A 20,118-nucleotide genomic window follows, 5' to 3' on the forward strand; every position below is an offset into this window, starting at 1 on the left:
TAGGTCACAACGGAAACTCAATGGTTTTGATGACAAGCGTTCAATTCTTTAAAGGTATGTCCTCCATGTCCAAGCTGAACCCGCTGCACGCCGCGTCCCGTTTGATGGCAGTCTGCCTGTCGACGTTGTTCTTCGGCGCCGCCGCCCATGCACAAGCGTTGCCCGATTCGATTGCCAAAACCAGGGTCATCAAGGTCGCGGTCAACTCGATCTACCCGCCGATGGAATACAAAGACCCGGAGAGCGGCGAACTGACCGGCTTCGATATCGACCTCGGCAATGCGATCGCGAAGCAACTCGGCGTCAAGCTGGACTGGCAGGAGTCGGCGTTTGAACAATTGCTGCCCTCGCTCGCGACCGGACGTGTGGACATGGTGCTGAGCGGATTGAGCGACGTACCGGGGCGCCGCGATACAGCGGACTTTCTCGATTACCTGAATTCGGGCGCGCAGTTCTACATCCTGACGGGCGCGCATGGCGGCGAGATCCGGCAGTCGGCGGATCTGTGCGGCAAGGCGGTCGGTACGAGCCGCAGCACGTCATTCCCCGCGGACACCGCGGCATGGAGTGCGAAGAACTGCGTCGGCAAGACGCCGATCACGGTGGTGGGTACGGAAGACACGTCGTCCGCACGCATGGAGTTGAAGCAGGGGCGAATCGTGGCGGGCGTGCAGGGCAGCGAAACCCTGCCGTACGCAATGAAGCTCGAGCCGAACACCTACAAACCGATTGGCGAACCGTTCGCAGCTTCGCCTGAAGGTATCGCCTTTGCGAAATCCAACCCGAAGCTGCGCGATGCCGTGCGGGCCGCGCTCGACAAGCTGGTCGCCAACGGCACATACCGTGCGATCGTCGCGAAGTGGGGGCTGCAATCGAGTGCGGTTCAGCAGGTGACGATGAACGGCGCGAAGGACCATTGAAGCACCTGGGTCACTCCATGTTTTCGCTCAGCCACATGGCGAATGCCGAGACGAGCGGCGTATCGGACAACTCCTGGCGGGACACCAGGTAATACGCGTGTCGCGACGGCACGGTGATGTTGAACGGCCGGATCAGCGTGCCGTCCATCAAGTCGTCACGCACCGAGAAACTGTCGCCGAGCGCCACACCCTGACCGTGAATCGCCGCTTCGATACCGATATGCGCATTGCCGATTTCCAGAATCCTGATGCCCTCGAGTTTGTCGGCCGACGCATGCGCGAGCCATCGCATCCACGATCCCGAGTGCTCGCAAAACAGCGCCTTGCCCGCGAGATCCCCGATCTTGCGGATCGCGTTGGGACTGTTCATCAAGGCGGGGCTGACCACCGGAAACAGCGCGGGATGCGTAATCAGCGAGACGTGACGATCGCGCCAGCGGCCTTCTCCATAGCGCACGCATACGTCGACGTCGGGCGAATACACCTCGCGGTCGTCGTTGGAGGGAATCACTTTCAGATTGATCGCCGGGTACCGGTCGAGAAATTCGCCGATGTGCCGGGCCATCCAGCGCGACGTGAACAGCAGCGGCGTGGACACGACGAGATCGCCGGCCATCTCCGGTGAGTCCAGTTTGACCACGGCGTTGGCGATCATGTCGAAGGCGTTTTTGACGGGCTGCAGCAAGGCCTCGCCTTCGCGCGTCAGTTTCACGCGTGCCTTTGATCTGACGAACAGCGTGACGCCGAGCGACTCTTCGAGAATGCGGATCTGATGGCTGACCGCGCTGGCGGTCACGTGCAGCTCCTGCGCGGCGCCGGCCACGCTCGAGCGCCGCGCGGCGGCCTCGAACGCACGGAGCGGATTGAGCGGTGGCAAACGGTTTCGCATGAGGCGGGAAGAGATGCTGAGAAAAATTTCATTTGAACGGAATTTAATTCTCGCTACAAGAAGAAAAACTGGATACGTACAGTAGGGTCAACTTAACTGAGGGCTGGCAGCGATGAACATTTCTGAACCGATCGAGCGTTTGTGGGGCGGGCGTTTCAAGTCGGGGCCGTCGGCGGCGCTCAAGGCGCTGTCGCGTTCGGACCCGAGCTTCTTCCGGCTCGCGCCTTACGATCTGGCCGGTTCCCGCGCGCATGCGCAGGAACTGCGCCGCGCGCAGATCCTGACCGAAGAAGAACTGCAGCAACTGCTGGGCGAAATGGATACGCTGCAAGCGCAGTTCCTTGCGGGCGAGATCGGACCGTCGCAGGACGACGAAGACGTGCACACGTTCCTCGAACGCGAATTGACGCAACGTTTGGGCGCCACGGGCGGCAAGCTGCGCGCCGGCCGCTCGCGCAACGACCAGGCCGCCAACGACTTGCGCCTGTTCCTGCGCGACAAGGCACGCACGCTGGCGCACGCGGTGATCGATCTGCAGAACGCACTGATCGAACAGGCAAGTGCGCACACGCGCAGCGTGACGGCGGGCTTTACTCATCTGCAACCGGCGCAGCCGGTCGTGTTCGCGCATCACTTGCTGGCGCATGCGCAGTCGATTTACCGCGACGTCGATCGTCTGGTGGACTGGGACCGGCGCAGTGCGCGCTCGCCGCTCGGCGCGGCAGCGCTGGCAGGCTCGGCGATCTGTGTGCGCCCGGAACTGTCTGCGGTAGAGTTGGGCTATGACGCGCCGTGCGAGAACTCGATCGACGCGGTCGCCTCGCGCGATCACGTGGCGGAGTTCGTGTTCATTGCGAGCATGCTGTCGGTGAATCTGTCGCGGCTGTCGGAAGAAGTGATTCTGTGGACGACGCGCCAGTTCGGCTGGGTCGTGCTGGACGACGGCTACGCGACGGGCAGCTCGATCATGCCGCAGAAAAAGAACTCGGATATCGCGGAGCTCACGCGCGGCAAGGCAGGGCGGCTGATCGGCAATCTTGGCGGCTTGCTGGCGACGCTGAAGTCGCTGCCGCTCGCGTATAACCGCGATCTGGCGGAAGACAAGATCGCCGCGTTCGACAGCATCGACACACTGGAGTTGGTATTGCCCGCAATGGCTGGCATGATCCGCACGATGCAGGTGAACGTGGACGAGATGCGCCGCCAGGCGCCGCTGGGTTTCACGCTCGCCACGGAGGTGGCCGACTGGCTCGCGCTGCGCGGCATTCCGTTCAGCGAAGCGCACGAGATCACGGGCGCGCTGGTGAGGGCGTGTGAAGAGCAGGGCATCGAGCTGGACGAGGTATCGGTGGCGACGTTGGCGCAGGTGGATGCGCGGCTGGAGGCCTCGGTGCTGGAACACGTGACGCTCGAAGCGGCGGTGGCCGCGCGCAGCGGCTACGGCGGCACGGCGCCGGCGCGCGTGGAAGAGCAGATCGCCCGGCTGCGTGCGGCGATCGACCGGCAGACCGCGTGGGCGGCCGACTATCGAGGCCCATCATGGTAAGCGTATCTAACGATCGGGCGGCACTGCCCGCGGAGGCTCAGAAGCAGATGACAGAGACGAATGAGGACGTCACCGACATTTCGCATCTGGAGCATGTGCGGCGGCGCTACTGGGGCCGTTATGTGGCCTCGGCGGCGATCATCGCGGTGATTGGGTACGTAGTGCTGGCGTTCGCGCATGGTCAGATCGAATGGCGTTATGTCGCGCGGTTTCTGACGGCGCGTTCGATCCTGACCGGCCTCGTCAACACGATCGTGATGACGGTGCTGGCGATGGTGCTGGGCGTGGTGCTCGGCGTGATCACCGCGATCATGCGGCTGTCGCCGAACCCGGTATTGCAGGCGGTCGCGCAAAGCTATGTGTGGCTGTTTCGCGGCACGCCGGTGATCCTGCAACTGCTGCTGTGGTTCAACCTCGCACTGGTGTTTCCGTCGATGGGGATCCCGGGGCTGTTCGAATTCCGCACGGTGGACGTCATGACGCCGTTCCTTGCGGCGCTGCTGGGTCTGGGGATCAACCAGGGGGCGTACACGTCGGAAGTGGTGCGCGCGGGGCTGCTCTCCGTGGACACGGGCCAGTATGAAGCGGCCAAGTCGATCGGTATGCCGCGATTGCAGGCGCTGCGCCGGGTGATTCTGCCGCAGGCGATGCGGGTGATCGTGCCGCCGATCGGCAACGAGCTGGTGGGGATGGTGAAGCTGACCTCGCTTGCGAGCGTGATCCAGTATGCGGAGATGTTGCACAACGCCGAGAACATCTACTACGCGAACTCACGGGTGATCGAGCTGCTGATGGTGGCCGCTGTCTGGTATCTGGTGGTGGTGACGGTGCTCTCGTTCGTGCAGTCGCGGGTGGAGCGGCATTACGCCCGCGGCGCGGGACGTGCATCGGGCCGGCAATGAAAGCGCCGGTGACGACAGGACAAGGAGCCAAAATGAATTCAATCGTTCGCGCGGTCGACGTGCGCAAGTCATACGGCGAGTTCAAGGCCCTGCAGGGCATCACGCTGGATGTCGCCAAAGGCGAGGTGCTGTGCGTAATCGGGCCGTCGGGCTCGGGCAAGAGCACGTTCCTGCGGTGTATCAATCAGCTGGAGAAAATCAACGACGGGGCGCTGTGGGTGAACGGCGAACTGGCGGGCTACCGGCGGGTGGGCAACCGGCTGCACGAACTGTCGGAACGGCAGGTGGCGCGCCAGCGTCTGGCGACCAGCATGGTGTTCCAGAAATTCAATCTGTTCCCGCACAAGACGGTGCTGGAGAACGTGATCGAAGGTCCGGTGCAGGTTCTCAAGCGGCGGCGCGCGGAAGCGGAAGAAGAGGCGCGTTCGCTGCTCAAGCGGGTCGGGCTCGCTCATAAGTGCGACGCGTTCCCGGTGGAACTGTCCGGTGGACAGCAGCAACGGGTGGCGATCGCACGGGCACTGGCCATGCGTCCGCAACTGATGCTGTTCGACGAGCCGACCTCGGCGCTGGATCCCGAACTCGTGGGCGAGGTGCTGGCGGTGATGCGGGATCTGGCGCAAAGCGGCATGACGATGATCGTGGTGACGCATGAACTGGGCTTTGCCCGCGAGGTGGCCAACCGGGTGGTCTTCATGGATCAGGGGCAGGTGGTGGAAACCGGCACGCCCGATCAGGTGCTCGGGCAGCCAAAACATAAACGTACGCAGGATTTCATCTCGGCCGTGCTGTCCTGATCACGACCGCGCACAACCGCGGGTTCCGGCTGGGACCCGCTTTCCAGATTCTTCTAACAAGCGAGTTTCTATGAACGCGTCCTTTCGTTTGCGTGAATGGTTCACCCTGGCAGTTGGCGTCGTAGCGCTGCATGCGCCGCTTTCTCACGCGCAAACTGCCGCGCCGTCCATCCCCAGCATTGGCAAGAGCACGCTCGTCGCGGCGATCGTGCCGAACTATCCGCCGTTCGAATACAAGGACCCGGCCACCGACAAGCTGATGGGCTTCGACGTCGATCTCGGCGAAGCGCTCGCCGCGAAACTCGGCGTCAAGCTCGAATGGCAGGAAACCAGCTTCGACCAGATGATGAGCGCACTGACCACGAAGCGCGTCGACGTGATCCTGTCGGGCATGACCGATCTGCCCGAACGCCGCGGGGCAGTGAACTTCCTCGACTACATCACGACCGGCCCGCAGTTCTACACGGTGAAGGCGCGCGCGGGCGAGTTCGCGACGATGGATGCGCTGTGTGGCAAGACCGTCGGAACGAGCCGCCGCACATCGTTTCCGAACGACATCGCCAAGTGGAGCAATGAGCATTGCGTGAAGGCAGGCAAGCCGCCCGTCAAGGTAGTCGGTACGGATGGCTCGTCGGACGCGCGCATGCAGTTGCGCCAGAACCGGATCGATGCGGCGGTGCAGGGCGGCGAAACCTTGCCGTACCAGAACTCGATTGAGCAGAACGCGTACGCGCCGATCGGCCAGCCGTTCCTGTCGCAGTACACCGCGCTCGGCATGTCGAAGGACAACGCGGCGCTCAACACGGCGCTGACCAATGCGTTCAACCAGCTGGTCGCCGACGGCACCTACCAGAAGATCCTGACGAAATGGGGTTTGCAGCAACACGCTGTGCCGAAGGCGCTGGTTAACGCCGGGACGTGACACGGGCCGGCGCGGGCCTCGCCTCGGCCTGCGCCGCAACTCGCTGAGTGAAATGAGTTTGTATGCCTGCACGAATCGTGGCACGATGATTTTTTGACCGTGCATGATTCAGGGCGATCCGGGCCAGTACTGACGAATCGCTCATGTGTCGAACCTATCCATGCATCGCAGGCGTTTTGTATTGGCTGCACTGGGCGCGGCAGGCGTGACGCTCCGCGCGCGTGCCGCTTCCGCGGCCCCATTCTCTATCGTTTACCCGCACTACAGCCTCGAAGACCGGGCACGTGCGGTCTTCCCCCTGGCGGTGCTCGACCTCGCAATGAAAGCGGCTGGCGCCGAGTACGTGGCGCGGCAGGCTGAGGTCCTGATGGAACGGGGGCGTGCGCTGACAGAACTGGCCGGCGGGAGCAATGCCATCAATCTGCTCTGGACGAGCATGGACGCCGAGGCGGAACGCGGGTTGAACGTGGTACGGATTCCTATCAACCGCGGGCTGATCGGCTACCGGATCTTTGTCATACGAAAAGATCGTCAGGCTGATTTCGACAGGGTGGGGAGCCTGTCCGATCTGAAGGCATTGACGGGCGGCCAGGGGCTTGACTGGATCGACACAAAAATCATGAGAGCGGCCGGTCTGAAAATAGAAACGGTTCCCTATGAGACCGTGTTCGATATGATTCAGGGCGGCCGGCTCGACTATTTTCCGCGCGGTGTCGTCGAAGCTTTCGCGGAACTGGACGAGCCGCGGCACAGGGAGCGGAATCTGGTCGTCGAGAGGCGGCTGCTTCTGAAATACCGGTCGGACTTTATTTTCTATGTCTCCACGAAGAACGCGAGCCTCGCCCAGACTATTCGCAGAGGGCTGGTGAAGGCGTATCTCGACGGATCGTATATGAGGCTGTTCAACTCCCATCCCTACATTCAGGACGGGCTGGTCCGTGCCGACCTCGCGAGCCGCAAGATCTTCGTTCTCGACAATCCGTATCTTTCCGAAGAGGATCGCCTGATCCCGAACAAGTACTGGATGAGCTAACGTCGCGCGGGTTTGAAGGCGTGCCTGGCTTCAAGCGCCATGGTGTCGCCGGCCATCTTGAGAAAGCTGTCGACGATCGGATTGGTGGATTGAAGCTGCGGACATACCGTGAATCCCCGAAACATGACGTCCGGTGCAAACGGCCGGAACTGGATCTTCGTGGGATTGGCATCGAAAGTCGCCAGCGGATTCACGATGCCGATGCCCAACCCGCGCGACACCATCGCGCAAATCGTTGCACCGTATGGCGTTTCGATAGTCGGCACCTGATTGACGTCCGCCTGACGCAACACGCGATCCAGCGACGAACGCGTGTCGTCCGCATACGAAGCCAGAATCAACCTTTCGTTACGCAGATCGCGTGCGTGGATACGTTTGCGCGCCGTCAGCGGATGTCCGGCCGGCAGCGCGCATACGCCGGGCAGCCGGTATAACTCGGCGCTCGTCACGCCGAACGCTTCGGGCGTAGTCGTAGCAAAGCCGATATCGCAATAGGCCGACGAGGCCCAACGCTGGATCGTGCCTTCGCTGCGCATTTCCAGCGATATCGCGATGCGAGGATAGACGGCGAGAAAACGCTCGATCACCATCGGGATGAACGACAACGCCAGCACCGGCGCCGCGACGAGCCGCAGGCGGCCACTGCCGAACTGACGGATTTCGCGCGCGGAATGCGCCAGTTTCTCGATGCCCACAAAACTCCGGTCCACTTCGCGGTAAAACGCGCTTCCGGCATCCGTGGCCTGAATCCTTCCGCCGTTGCGCGTGAACAGCGCCAATCCCGTCGATGCCTCCAGTTCCGCAATCAACCGGCTGATGCTCGGCTGCGACGTGCCAAGCTCCTCGGCCGCGGCGGTCATCGAACCGCGCAACATGACCAGCCTGAATGCATCGATTTGCCGTTGATTCATTCTTCTGCCTCGTTTGCCTTCGTTAATCCAGCTCGCAGCTTGCCATATCAAATTTGAATGGCAGACGTTTTTGGTCGTATTTGACCGGATGGTCGACGAAAACCTAGACTGGTTTGCATCTTCCCACCGGCCATAGACGATGCGCTCCGATGCCCTGCTGTTTCACGACGATTTCCGCGTGACCCCGTACTGGTGGGACACCGCGCCGCCCGAGACGGCCCGTGACGCGTTGCCCTCGAGCGTGGATCTGGTGATTGTCGGCAGCGGCTATTGCGGCTTGTCGGCGGCAGCGGTTGCGGCGCGCCACGGCGCGAGCGTCGCCGTGCTCGACGCGGCGGAGATCGGAGCGGGCGGCAGCACGCGCAGCGGCGGCATGGTGTCGAGCGGACAGAAGCTCGCGCTGACCAACGCGATTCGTGGCGTATCGGCAGAGCGGCTGGGACGGCTGATGCGCGAGTCGATGGCGAGCTTCGATTACCTGAAGCGCCTGGTCGCTGAGGAGTCGCTCGACGCCGATCTGCAGATCACGGGCCGTTTCTTCGGCGCCTTCACGCCGCGCCACTTCGATCGTTTGCGGCGCCAGGGCGACCTCCTGCGCGAGAAGACCGGCGTGACGGTGCACGTCGTGCCGCGCGCGGAGCAGCATACGGTGATCGGCTCCGACTACTACTACGGCGGGATTCTCGTCGACGAATACGGCGGTCTGCATACGGCCAAATATCATCGCGCGCTGCGCGATCTCGCGCGGCGTTGCGGCGCGACGTTACATTCGCATGCGGGCGTGGAGCGAATCGAACGCCATGGCGCGGGTTTTCGGGTTCATGCCACGCGAGGCAAAATCGACACGAAGCATGTGCTGGTCGCGACCAACGGCTACACCGGACGGCTGCTGCCGTTCTTCGCGCGGCGCGTGCTGCCGGTTGCGAGTTACCAGATCGCGACAGAGCCGCTGCCGCCCGGACTGATGGCCGTGCTGAATCCGGGGCGGCGCATGATCAGCGATTCGAAGCGCAATCTGTTCTACACGAGACCGTCGCCCGACGGCACGCGCATGCTGTTCGGCTCGCGCCCCGCCATTCGCGAGGTGAGCGAACGTGAAGCCGCGGGGATGCTGCACGCGAAGATGATCGAGTTGTGGCCCGCACTGCGCGACGTGCGCATTACGCACGCGTGGAAGGGCTACGTCGCGATGACGGGCGACAAGCTCGCGCATATCGGCGAGCAGGACGGCATTCACTACGCGCTCGGCTGCAACGGCAACGGTGTCGCGCTGATGAGCTATCTGGGCGCGCGCGTCGCGAGGTCCATGCTCGGGCTCGACGCGCAGGCGGGCGCATTCGGCGAGGGCGCCTTTCCGGTCAGCCCGGCCGGCATGGCGAGCCGCCTGAGCGTGCCGGTCGGCACGGCGCTCTATGCGTTCGACGATTTCTGGAGCGGCCGCGCGCGCGCCGCGCTTTCGTGACTGACTTCCCATCGCAGGTTCTTTCGACGGAGCAAACATCATGCGTTTTCGCCATCTTCTCAGCCTCATTGCGGTTGTCGTGCCTTTATCGTTCGCGTTGCAAGGCAACGCCCGTGCCGACGACATCGGCACGCTGACGCCCGGCAAGCTGGTCGCCGGCGTGGATGCGAACAACAAGCCGTATTCGTATATCGACAACGGCAAGATGACGGGCTTCGACGTCGAATTGCTGCGCGCCATAGCGGCGAAGCTCGGTCTGAGCGCCGAGTTCCGCGCGCAGGATTTCAGCGGGCTGCTGCCGAGCGTCGCGAACCAGCAGATCGATCTGGCCGCCGGATCGATTTCGATCACGAAGGAACGTCTGAAGATGGTCGATTTCTCGGAGGGCTATCTGACGGGCCTGCTGAGCGTAGCAACCTTGCCCGACAGCACGATCACGAGCGATCCCTCATCGGTGAAGGGCAAACGGATCGGCGTCGTGCAGGGCACCATCGAGGACACGTATTCGGACAGCTACCTGCCGGGCGCGCAGATCGTGCGCTTTCCGAACCTGAACGCGGGATTCCTTGCGATGCGCTCGAAATATATCGACGGCTATTTCGTGGATAAAACGCTCGTAGAGGGCTTGCAAGGAAAGTATCCACAGATGAATATCGCGGACAAGCTCGACATTTCCGCCGTCAATCTGCCCGCCGGTTTTCCAGTGCATAAGGGCAACGCCAAGCTTGAGGCAGCGCTGAACAAGACTATTGGCGAACTGGTCGCGGACGGAACCTGGCTGAAGCTGTACCTGCAGTTCCACCCGGGTTATTCGAAGCCCGCGAGCTTGCCGCCGTACGCGATGAAGACCGGTAACTGATCCAGTCCGGCCGGTTGCGGACCGGCGGCTGAATTCACCGCCGAGGCTCAACAGGGAGCGCACCATGAATGCTTTCTTGCAGAACTTTCTCGACTGGCCGTTGCTGATCTCGTCGATACCGTCGTTGCTGTGCACGGGCCTCGTCAACACGCTGGTGCTATCGGTGTTTTCGACCGTGCTGGGGATCGTCGCGGGCATGATGCTCGCGTTGATGACGGTGTCGCACATGCGCTGGTTGATGCTGCCCGCACAGGTGTTCATCGACGTGTTTCGCGGCCTGCCGGCCGCGCTCGTGATCCTGCTGGTCGGCCAGGGACTCGCGCCAATAGGGCTCGCGATCTTCGGGCCCAACCCGTATCCGCTTGCGATCGTCGCACTGGGGTTGATTTCGTCCGCGTATATCGCGGAGATTTTCCGCTCCGGCATTCAAAGCGTGGGGCGCGGACAACTTTCTGCGTGTCAGGCGCTCGGCATGACGTACTGGAGCAGCATGCGCCACGTGATCGTGCCGCAAGGCGTGCGGCGCATCTTGCCGGCGCTGGCGAACCAGTTCATTTCGATCGTCAAGGATTCGAGTCTGGTCTATTTTCTCGGCCTGCTGACTTCGCAACGCGATCTGTTTACGATCGGCCAGAACACGTCGGTAAATACCGCGAACCTGTCGCCGCTGGTGGCCGCGGGTGCGGTGTATCTGCTCGTGACCGTGCCGCTCACGCACGCGATCAATCACATCGACCGCTGGACCAACCGTCATTCGAATCCGGCGCGCGGCAATTCCAGCACGGGATTGTCACGCCGGCAGCGCAAGGCGCAGGCTTCGGCCAGTTCGACCGTCTCCGTCAGGGCCGGCATCGCCGATCAACATAACTAGTCTTTACAGGCAGGACACCAGCCACAATGAGACCCCAAGTAGAAACGGTCGCTGACGACACCACCTTGCCTGCGCAAGTCGATGTCGTCGTCATCGGCGGCGGCATTATCGGCGTGAGCACGGCCCTTTATCTGAGCGAGAAAGGATTGCAGGTCGCGCTATGTGAGAAAGGCCATATTGCGGGCGAACAATCGAGTCGCAATTGGGGCTGGGTGCGCGTCACGCATCGCGACATGCGCGAGTTCGCCTTGAGCATAGAAAGCCTGAAGCTGTGGCGGAAAATGGATGCGGCGCTCGGCATCGACACGGGCTTCAATCAATGCGGCATCCTCTACATGACCGACGAAGACAGCGTGATGGACAGTCATCACGTATGGCTCGACAAGGCGCGCCACGTAGGGGGCGACACGTTCGACACGCGCGTGGTCGACGGGAGTGCCGTTGCCGGACTGCTGCCCGGCGCGACGAAAGCGTTCAAGGGCGGGCTTTACACACCCGGCGACGGCCGCGCCGAACCGCAAAAAGCCGCACCTGCAATCGCGAATGCGTTGCGCAAACGCGGCGTCAAAATTCTGACGCCATGTGCCGCCCGTGGCATCGAAACGAGTGCAGGGCGCGTCAGTGCCGTCGTCACCGAGCACGGCACGATTCGCTGCAACAGTGTCGTCGTCGCGGGTGGCGCGTGGTCGCGGTTGTTCTGCGGCAACCTGGATGTCGATGTACCGCAACTGCTGGTAAAAGCCTCGGTGCTTCGTACCGAGCCGCTCGACGGCGGCCCCACCTGTAGCGCGAGCAACAAGAAATTCGCGTTTCGCAAGCGCGCCGACGGCGGCTATACGATCGCCTTTGGCTTTCGCACCTATAGCGATCTCACGCCCGATTCATTTCGCCTGTTCTTCAAATATGTCGAAGCGTTGAAGAGCCAGTTGGGCTCGTTGCGCATCGGCATCGGCGCCCGTTTCTTCGATGAATTGCGCCGTCCCCGTCATTGGGCGCTCGACCGTCCCACTGCGTTCGAAGCGGTCCGCACGCTCGATCCCGAACCGATCGTCAAGTACACCGACGCCGGCTTGCGCGAGTTCACCAGGGTCTTCCCGCATCTGGCGCACGCGCGAATCGCACAGCGCTGGGCGGGCTACATGGACGTGACGCCGGACGCGATTCCCGTGATCTCCGGGGTCGATACGGTGCCGGGTCTTTTTATCGGCACCGGCTTTTCGGGGCATGGATTCGGCATCGGCCCGGCGGCTGGAAAGCTGATGGCGGATCTGGTGGCGAACGACACGCCGCTTGTCGACCCGCATGCGTTCCGCCTCAACCGGTTCAGCGACGGGACGAAGATCGTGATCGACGCGGGCTTCTAGGGTGATCTTTCATCAGAAGGAATATCCGGTCATCATGAAGCCGATGTGATGCGGTTGCCATAACTTGATGTCATGGGCACCACAACAATTGCGGCGTTGTCGTCATTAAATAGACTCACTATATTTGGCTCAACACGCATTACATCCACGATCTCTTTCGCTTAACCGTTTCGAGGACAAAGTCGTGATCAAGAAGCCAACGTTGCGTCCGCTTGCCGCTGTTCTGATTCTCGGTGTCGTGGGTCTGGTGCCTGCGTGTTTCACGCCTGCTTTTGCTGCGGGCAAGATTACCTTTGTTTCTCAAGGCGGCACGTATCAGGAAGCGCAGACCAAGGCGATTCTCGACCCGGCGGCGAAACTGCTGAACATCACTGTGAACCAGGACAGCATCCCGGACGCGTGGCCGCAGATCAAGGCCCAGGCCGCAACCGGCAAGCCGATCTGGGACGTGGTGGATACGCCGACGTCCAACTGTCTGCGCGGCGGCCACGAAGGCCTGCTGGAGAAGCTGGATTTCTCGAAGATCCCGAATGGGGCGGCGATGCCCGAGAAATACCGCACGCCGTACTCAGTCGCCTATGAGTTCTATTCGACGGTGATCGGCTACAACAAGAAGACGTTGAAGAAAGTGCCGCAGAGCTGGGCCGATTTCTGGAACGTAAAGGGCTTCCCCGGCACCCGCGCGTTGCGCAACGATCCGCAGACGGTGCTCGAAGCCGCGCTTCTGGCAGACGGCGTGCCGCGCGACAAGCTTTATCCGCTCGATGTCGATCGTGCGTTCAAGAAGCTTCAACAGATCAAGCCGGACGTGAGCGTCTGGTGGACGTCGGGCGGGCAGTCGGCACAATTGCTGCACGACGGCGAAGTCGACATGACGATGATCTGGAACGGCCGCGCGAGCGCCGTGCGTAAAGACAACCCCGATATCGACTTCACGTTCAACGACGGCATTCTCCAGAATACCCAGTTGTGCATATTGAAGAACGCGCCGAACCTGGCCGACGCGATCAAGTTCGTCAACGCCGCTGTCTCGCCCGAATTGCAGGCGAACCTGCCGTTGTACATCGACTATGGCCCGGGCAATCCGGCGGCCTTCAAGACCGGCAAGATCGACGCGAAACGCGCGAGCGAGCTGCCAAGTTCGCCGGACAACGCGGCGAAGCAGGCGCTCATGTCGGAGGAGTGGTGGGCCTCGGACGCCGGCATTCAGGCGAAGGCGCGCTGGCTTAAGTTCATGCAGTAAAGCTGCAGGTCGTTTTTTACGCGCGGGTCTATAGGCCCGCGCACACGCGCCTTGCCTTGTTTCGCCCGGCCCGCACGTTTCAACGCCCGCATCATCATCGAATGTGATCGACTATCTGATTCTCGGCGGCGGGTCGGCCGGCTGCGTGCTCGCCGCGCGTCTATCCGAAGACGCCTGCAAGACCGTCTGCCTCGTCGAGGCCGGACGCAATATCTCGCAGACCGACATGCCGCCTGCGGTACGCAGCCGGTATCCCGGCCGCGCCTATCTCGACACGGCGAACATCTGGCAGCGCCTGCAGGCGCGCATGAATGCATCGGCGACGACACGCCGCTATGAACAGGCGCGTCTGCTCGGCGGCGGTTCGGCGATCAATGCGCTCATGGCGAATCGCGGCGCACCCGCCGATTACGACGAATGGCATGCGCTCGGCGCGCATGGCTGGGACTGGAACGCCTGCCTGCCGTATTTCCGCAAACTCGAATCCGATTGCGACTTCGACGGCGACCTGCATGGCAAGAGCGGTCCAGTCCGCATCCAGCGCGCGAAGTGGGCGCGCATCTCGCCCTTTGTGCGCGCGGTGCTCGGCACGCTCGCCGCGCGTGGCCACGTGCGGCGCGAGGATCAGAACGGCGTGTGGGAGGATGGCACGTTCATCGGATCGATCGCCGTGAGCGAGGCGGGGGAGCGTATCCCGACATCGGTGTGTTATCTCGACGACACCGTGCGCGCCCGTCCGAACCTCCAGATCCGCACCGGTATGCTGGTCGAGCGCGTGCTGTTCGACGGCACGCGCGCGGTCGGTGCGCGCATCGTCGGCAGTGAGGGCAGGGATGGCATGGATGGCGTCGGCGAAGAATTGCGCGCCGCGCATGTAATCACCTGTGCCGGCGCGATTCACAGTCCCGCGCTGCTGATGAGAAGCGGCATCGGACCGGCCGCGGAGCTCGCCGCGCTCGGTATCGACGTGCGCGCGGATCGTGCCGGCGTCGGCGGCAATCTGATGGAGCATCCGTCGATTGCCGTCTCCGCGGTTTTGCCGCGAGCTGCCCGCACGCCGTTTCCAGACGAGCATCACGAGCAGGCCATCGTGCGCTTTTCGTCAGGTGTGCCCGGCACCGTACCCGGCGACATGCACGGCGCGATCCTGTCGCGCTCGGGCTGGCATTCGGTCGGCTACCGGCTCGGCACGATCTTCTTCTGGGTGAACAAGTCGTACTCGCGCGGCCGGGTGACGCTTAAGTCGGCGAGTCCGCATAGCGAGCCTGCTGTCGATTTCAACATGCTGTCCGATGCTCGCGATCTCGAACGCCTGAAGCAGGCGCTACGCTTCGGCGCTGAAACGCTGGCCGATCCGATGATGGCGAAGCATTGCGCGACACGCCTGCCTTCGAGTTATTCGCCGCGTGTCGCAAGTGTGGCCGTGCCGGGTGTGTGGAATGCGTTGCAACGCGGCGTGCTGAGCGCGCTGCTCGACATCGCGGGATCGTTTCGCGCGTGGCTCGTGCGGCGCGTGGTCACTCAAGGCGTGACGCTGACCGACTTGCTCGCCGACGATCGTGCACTGACGCAATTCGTCACGCGTTCGGTGGGCGGCACCTGGCATCCGTCGGGAACCTGCCGGATGGGCGCCGCGGACGATCCGCTCGCCGTCTGCGATGCGCGCGGCGCCGTGTACGGTGTCAGCGGACTCTATGTATGCGATGCGTCGCTGATGCCGTCGATACCGTGCGCGAACACGAATGTGCCTACCATCATGATTGCGGAGCGCATCGCGGATATGCTGCGTGGCCGTGTTTGAATGCTGTGTCGTGCTGTACTGTGTCGTGCCGGAATAGTCACGCTGTAGTCTCACGCCGGTCCGGCAAGCGGCAGAGCGCCCCAGTCACGCTGAATGCAGTTGCCCTGAGTCGCCTCAGTCTCCATACCCCACGATGCCTTTCACTTCGAGAAACGCCTCCAGTCCCCACTCGGCGTATTCGCGTCCGTTGCCCGACTGCTTGTAGCCGCCGAAAGGCGAGCCCGCGTCCCATGAGGGATAGTTGAGGTACACGCTGCCCGCACGCAACCTGAACGCCACACGTCGTGCACGGTCGAGATCGGCGGATTGCACATAGGCCGCGAGACCGAAGGGGCTGTCGTTCGCGATCGCGATTGCGTCTTCTTCGTCGCGATACGGCATGATCGCGAGCACGGGTCCGAAAATTTCCTCGCGCGCAATCGTCATCGATGGACGCACGTTTGCGAACACAGTGGGTTGCACGTAATAGCCGCGTTCGAGACCTTGCGGACGACCGAGGCCACCTGTCACCACCTGTGCGCCCTCGTCGATACCGATCGCGATCAGCCGCTCCACGCGCTCGAACTGCACGCTGCTGACAACCGGTCCCATGGTCGTGCGTTCGTGGCTGGCGGGGCCGACGCGATGTGCTTCTGCCGCGCGCCGGGCGATCGCCACCGCCTCGTCATGGCGTGCCTCGGGCACCAGCATGCGCGTCGGTGCATTGCACGACTGGCCGCTGTTGTTGAAGCACGAGTTGACACCCGCCGTCACGGCCGCTTCAAAATCGACGTCGTCCAGCAGGATGTTGGCCGACTTGCCGCCCAGTTCCTGATGCACGCGCTTGACGGTCGGCGCCGCGAGCTTCGCGATCTCGATGCCGGCGCGCGTCGAACCGGTGAACGACACCATGTCGACATCGGGATGCGCCGCGAGCGCCGCGCCGACCGTCGGCCCATCGCCGTTCACGAGATTGAATACGCCGGGCGGCACGCCGGCGGCGTCCAGAATCTCGGCGAACAGCAGCGCGTTGAGCGGGGTGACTTCGCTGGGCTTGAGCACCATCGTGCAACCGGCCATGATGGCGGGCGCGGCCTTGCAGACGATCTGATTGACCGGCCAGTTCCACGGCGTGATGAGCGCGACGACGCCCACCGGCTCGTGATTGACGAGCGTAGTGCCTTTTTTGCGCTGCCATTCGAAGGTTTCGCAGGTAAGGATCAGCTCGTCGAGATGCCGCCGCCCGATTCCCGCCTGCCACGCACGCGCCATGGCGAGCGGGGCGCCCAGCTCACGCGAGATCGTATCGCCCATCTCATCGTGCCGTTCGAGAAAGACTTCAAGAATGCGGCGGATCAGCGCGAGGCGGTCGGCGGGCGAGGTCTGCGAGAACGACGTGAACGCGTGTTTCGCCGCGGCGACCGCGCGATCGATATCGGCAGGTGTGCCCATCGCGACTTCGGCGAACGCTTCTTCGGTGCAGGGATCGATCACGGGCAGGCGTGCCGTGCCCGACGGCTCGACCCAGGCGCCGTCGATATAGAACTTCAGTGCATTGGTCATGGGATAGATGGTTAGGAGACGTTCAGGCGCGCGCCGCGCCGGAGCGGCGGCTCACCACGACGATCATCACGAGGCATAGCGTCAGCGCGGTAAGCATCGTGCTGATCGCGGCGATGGTCGGATCGATCTCGTCACGCAGCGTGACGAACATGCGGCGCGTCAGCGTCTGGTTCGAGCCGCCTGACACGAAGAGCGCGACCACCGTTTCGTCGAGCGCCTGAATGAACACGAATACCGCGCCGGAGATCACACTCGCCTTGATTTGCGGCAGCGTCACCGCCATGAAGCTGCGAAAGCGATTCATGCCGAGGCTGCGGGCGACCATCTCCTGAGTGCGGTCGAAGGTGCGCAGATCGGCGCCGACCGAGATCAGCACGTACGGCAGCCCGAGCATCGTATCCGCGAGAATCAGCCCGCCGAGCGTATTCACATAGCCCGCCTGCGAGTAGACGAAGAACACACCCACCGCGACGATGATGATCGGCACCATCAACGGCAACATCAGCAGCGTGCGCAGATAACGCATGATCCAGTGCGTGCCGTTCTGGATCGCATAGGCGGCGCATACGCCGAGCGGCGTGGCGAGCAGCGCGGCACAGGTCGAGGCGATCAGCGTGGTGCGCGCGGCGTCGATCCACGCGGGGTTATCGAAGAACGAGTGGTACCAGCGCAGCGAATAGGCAGGCGGCGGGAAGGTCATGAAGCGCGTGTCCGAGAACGACAGCGGCACGACGATCAGCACCGGCACCATCAGGAACAGGAGAATCAGCACGACCGTCGCGCCGAGGACGATCCTTCCGAATGAGAGCTTGGTCATTTCGCGCCTAGGGTCTTCTCAAGTGGCACCACGCGGCTCGCGGCGTAGAAGATCGCGAACACGCAGATCAGCAGCACGACGCTCACCGCGCTCGCCGCGCCCCAACTGTTATAGATCTCGACGTTGCGGCTCACCACCATCGACACCATGATCGACTTGCCGCCGCCCATCAACTCGGGCGTGATGTAAAAGCCGAGGCACAGCACGAACACGAGCGTGACACCGGCGAACACGCCGCTCATTGAAAGCGGCAGGAACACGCGCATGAACACATGCAGCGGCGAGCCGCCCAGGCTTGCACCCGCCTGCGAGAGATTCGCCGGAATCTTCTGCATGGCCGAGTAAAGCGGCAGCACCATGAACGGCAGCAGGATATGAACCATGGCGACTATCGTGCCGAACTGGTTATAGGCGAGCTGCACCGGCCGGTCGATCAGGCCCGAGGCGATCAGGGCCTTGTTGACGAGGCCCGTACGCTGCAGCAGCACGAGCCACGCGTAAGTGCGCACCAGTACGCTGGTCCAGAACGGCAGGATCACCATGCCGAGAACAAGCGCGCTCAGCCTGGGCGGCAGCGAGGCCGCGAAATAGGCCACCGGATAGCCGAGCACCAGCGTGATGACGGTCACGACAATGCTCAGCTTGAACGTCAGCAGGAAGGTGTCGAGGTAAGCGCCCGTGAACATCCGCCGATAGTTTTCGAACGTGAAGCCGTCGTGCCAGATCGACTGCCACGACAGCCACGCGAGCGGCACGACGAGCAGCACGACGATCACGAGGAGCGCTGGCGCCATCAGGAGAAGCATCGTGCGATCTTCGCGGCGCTGGTAACGTGTGGCGGGATCGGACTCGGTGGCCTGCATCAATGGAGATCCTTCAAGCATCCGTTTGGCGGTCGTCATCATGCACCTACGGCGTCGAGAAACTGATACCACGCGGCGACGAGCCTCACACCCGGCGCACGCAGCGAATGAAACGGCACAGGTCGCAGGCCAGGCGCGCCGAGCAGCGAAAGCTCGGGCGTCTCGCCGAGGGCGAGCGCGGCGGCATGCTGGCCGAGCAGGCTCGCCATCGCGACACCTGCTCCGTTATACCCCAGACAGAAGCTCGTGGCGTCGTCGCTGCGCCCCACATGCGGCAGGGAATTGAACGTCATGCCCACGTAGCCCGACCAGCCATACGCTACGGGCACGCCGGCGAGGTCGGGAAAGAGCGCGACCATCGCGCGTTGCAGTGCATCGAAGCCGGTCGTCTGGCTTTCCTTGCCGAACGCGTCGCGTCCGCCGAACAGCATGCGGCCGTCTACTTTGCGGAACCACTTCATCATGCGCCGCGTTTCGGTGTAGCTGCGGCGCTCGACCATCAGACGCGCGTCGAGGTCGGCGGGCAGGCGTTCGGTGGCGATCATCGCGCTGCGGAACGGCACGAGCTCGCGCTGATACGGAGAGGTGGCCGGCGTGAGATCCGAGTAGGCATTGGTCGCGACGATCACCTGCTTCGCACGCACCGTACCGCCGGGCGTGCACAACGTCACGTGGGTGTCGCCGGGCGCGCGGTGCATCTGCAGGACCGGCGTCGACTCGTAAATCGGCACGCCGCGCAGCGTCATGCCGTGGGCGAGTCCACGCAGGTATTCGAGCGGCAGGATCGTGCCGGCGTCCGCGCTCAGCACGCCGCCGACAAAGCCCTTCGAACCCGTTTCGTGCTCGACTTCCACGCGCGATTGCACGCTCATCGAGGTATCGCCGAGCGTCGCGCGCACCCAGTCCGCTTCGGCGCAGATCGCGGCCAGCGCACGCTCGGTGTGCGCGCAGCGCAGGCTGCCGGTATGTTCGAAGCGGGCCCGTGTGAGCCCGAACTCGTCGACCAGCGATTCGACGACCCGCACACCCTCATGCGCGAGCCGGTGCATGCGCTTCGCGGTATCGAGGCCATGCAGCTTGTCGATGGTAGGAAACGACAGTCTGAATTTCGACGACACCACCCCGCCATTGCGCCCGCTCGCACCCCAGCCGACCGGGTTCGCGTCGAGCACGACGCAATCGACGCCGCGCTTTTGCAGCGCATAGGCGGCCGTAAGGCCCGAATAGCCCGCGCCGATCACCGCGACTTCGACGGCGAGATCGCGTGCGAGCGGCGCACCGGTGCTGACCGCCGCGTCCGCATCCGGCGAGGCGGCAAGGAGCGCTCGCCAGAGCGAGTCGGGCTGGGGGCGGGGGTGTGCCGTCGGCGCGAGCAT

At 63.2% G+C, this 20,118-nt stretch carries 18 protein-coding genes; 12 read left to right on the forward strand and 6 right to left on the reverse strand.

The genetic code is table 11. The annotated features are described in order from the left end of the window. Positions 1-65 precede the first annotated feature (65 nt). The gene (locus ACOSV0_RS08900; protein ID WP_434109951.1) at positions 66-920 is read left to right on the forward strand and encodes an ABC transporter substrate-binding protein; all 855 of its coding nucleotides are present in this window, start codon (positions 66-68) and stop codon (positions 918-920) included. Positions 921-930: 10 nt separating this feature from the next. Here the strand turns inward: ACOSV0_RS08900 and ACOSV0_RS08905 are convergent, their stop codons facing one another. Beyond that, positions 931-1,809 carry a LysR substrate-binding domain-containing protein gene (locus tag ACOSV0_RS08905; protein ID WP_434109952.1) on the reverse strand — a complete coding sequence of 293 codons (879 nt, stop codon included), beginning with the start codon at positions 1,807-1,809 and terminating at the stop codon, positions 931-933. A 112-nt stretch (positions 1,810-1,921) separates the two neighbouring features. Here ACOSV0_RS08905 and argH point away from each other — a divergent pair, with 112 nt between their 5' ends. From argH to ACOSV0_RS08930, 5 genes are all read left to right on the forward strand, one after another. Further along, positions 1,922-3,355, forward strand: coding sequence for an argininosuccinate lyase (argH, locus tag ACOSV0_RS08910; protein WP_434109954.1), 1,434 nt, complete (start codon positions 1,922-1,924; stop codon positions 3,353-3,355). 47 nt (positions 3,356-3,402) lie between these two features. Next, positions 3,403-4,257, forward strand: coding sequence for an amino acid ABC transporter permease (locus tag ACOSV0_RS08915; protein ID WP_434109955.1), 855 nt, complete (start codon positions 3,403-3,405; stop codon positions 4,255-4,257). Positions 4,258-4,289: 32 nt separating this feature from the next. Next, entirely contained in the window at positions 4,290-5,054 is a 765-nt protein-coding gene (locus ACOSV0_RS08920; RefSeq protein WP_434109956.1) for an amino acid ABC transporter ATP-binding protein, read from the forward strand. Positions 5,055-5,124: 70 nt separating this feature from the next. Continuing rightward, positions 5,125-5,976: an ABC transporter substrate-binding protein gene (locus ACOSV0_RS08925; protein ID WP_434109957.1), complete on the forward strand. Its 852-nt coding sequence runs from the start codon at positions 5,125-5,127 to the stop codon at positions 5,974-5,976. A gap of 181 nt (positions 5,977-6,157) precedes the next feature. After that, entirely contained in the window at positions 6,158-7,009 is an 852-nt protein-coding gene (locus ACOSV0_RS08930) for a hypothetical protein (protein ID WP_434109958.1), read from the forward strand. On the opposite strand, the gene ACOSV0_RS08935 is transcribed toward ACOSV0_RS08930, so the two are convergent. Continuing rightward, on the reverse strand, positions 7,006-7,920 hold the full coding sequence (locus ACOSV0_RS08935; protein WP_434109960.1) for a LysR substrate-binding domain-containing protein: 915 nt from the start codon (positions 7,918-7,920) through the stop codon (positions 7,006-7,008). The two genes, ACOSV0_RS08930 and ACOSV0_RS08935, sit on opposite strands and share 4 nt — an antisense overlap. Before the next feature lie 139 nt (positions 7,921-8,059). On the opposite strand from ACOSV0_RS08935, the gene ACOSV0_RS08940 reads away from it, so the two are divergent. The 6 genes from ACOSV0_RS08940 (at position 8,060) to ACOSV0_RS08965 (ending at position 15,520) form a co-directional block, all read left to right on the forward strand. Beyond that, entirely contained in the window at positions 8,060-9,382 is a 1,323-nt protein-coding gene (locus ACOSV0_RS08940; protein ID WP_434109961.1) for an NAD(P)/FAD-dependent oxidoreductase, read from the forward strand. A 40-nt stretch (positions 9,383-9,422) separates the two neighbouring features. After that, on the forward strand, positions 9,423-10,241 hold the full coding sequence (locus ACOSV0_RS08945) for a substrate-binding periplasmic protein (RefSeq protein ID WP_434109962.1): 819 nt from the start codon (positions 9,423-9,425) through the stop codon (positions 10,239-10,241). 64 nt (positions 10,242-10,305) lie between these two features. Then, positions 10,306-11,112: an amino acid ABC transporter permease gene (locus tag ACOSV0_RS08950; protein WP_434109964.1), complete on the forward strand. Its 807-nt coding sequence runs from the start codon at positions 10,306-10,308 to the stop codon at positions 11,110-11,112. A 26-nt stretch (positions 11,113-11,138) separates the two neighbouring features. Beyond that, positions 11,139-12,476: an NAD(P)/FAD-dependent oxidoreductase gene (locus ACOSV0_RS08955; RefSeq protein WP_434109965.1), complete on the forward strand. Its 1,338-nt coding sequence runs from the start codon at positions 11,139-11,141 to the stop codon at positions 12,474-12,476. Positions 12,477-12,660: 184 nt separating this feature from the next. After that, positions 12,661-13,719: an ABC transporter substrate-binding protein gene (locus ACOSV0_RS08960; RefSeq protein ID WP_434109966.1), complete on the forward strand. Its 1,059-nt coding sequence runs from the start codon at positions 12,661-12,663 to the stop codon at positions 13,717-13,719. 103 nt (positions 13,720-13,822) lie between these two features. Next, positions 13,823-15,520, forward strand: a complete 1,698-nt coding sequence (locus ACOSV0_RS08965) for a GMC family oxidoreductase (protein WP_434109968.1) — start codon at positions 13,823-13,825, stop codon at positions 15,518-15,520. 114 nt (positions 15,521-15,634) lie between these two features. Here the strand turns inward: ACOSV0_RS08965 and ACOSV0_RS08970 are convergent, their stop codons facing one another. The 4 genes from ACOSV0_RS08970 to ACOSV0_RS08985 are packed head-to-tail and all read right to left on the reverse strand — an operon-like array spanning position 15,635 to position 20,118. Then, the gene (locus ACOSV0_RS08970; RefSeq protein ID WP_434109970.1) at positions 15,635-17,062 is read right to left on the reverse strand and encodes an aldehyde dehydrogenase family protein; all 1,428 of its coding nucleotides are present in this window, start codon (positions 17,060-17,062) and stop codon (positions 15,635-15,637) included. Positions 17,063-17,084: 22 nt separating this feature from the next. Continuing rightward, positions 17,085-17,879, reverse strand: coding sequence for an ABC transporter permease (locus tag ACOSV0_RS08975; RefSeq protein WP_434109972.1), 795 nt, complete (start codon positions 17,877-17,879; stop codon positions 17,085-17,087). After that, a complete protein-coding gene (locus ACOSV0_RS08980) occupies positions 17,876-18,742 on the reverse strand; it encodes an ABC transporter permease (RefSeq protein ID WP_434109973.1) in 867 nt (288 codons plus the stop codon). Before ACOSV0_RS08980 ends, ACOSV0_RS08975 begins: the two co-directional genes overlap by 4 nt. A 38-nt stretch (positions 18,743-18,780) precedes the next feature. Next, the gene (locus ACOSV0_RS08985; RefSeq protein WP_434109974.1) at positions 18,781-20,118 is read right to left on the reverse strand and encodes an NAD(P)/FAD-dependent oxidoreductase; all 1,338 of its coding nucleotides are present in this window, start codon (positions 20,116-20,118) and stop codon (positions 18,781-18,783) included.

Source organism: Paraburkholderia caffeinilytica (assembly GCF_051027425.1).
Lineage (GTDB): Bacteria > Pseudomonadota > Gammaproteobacteria > Burkholderiales > Burkholderiaceae > Paraburkholderia > Paraburkholderia caffeinilytica_A.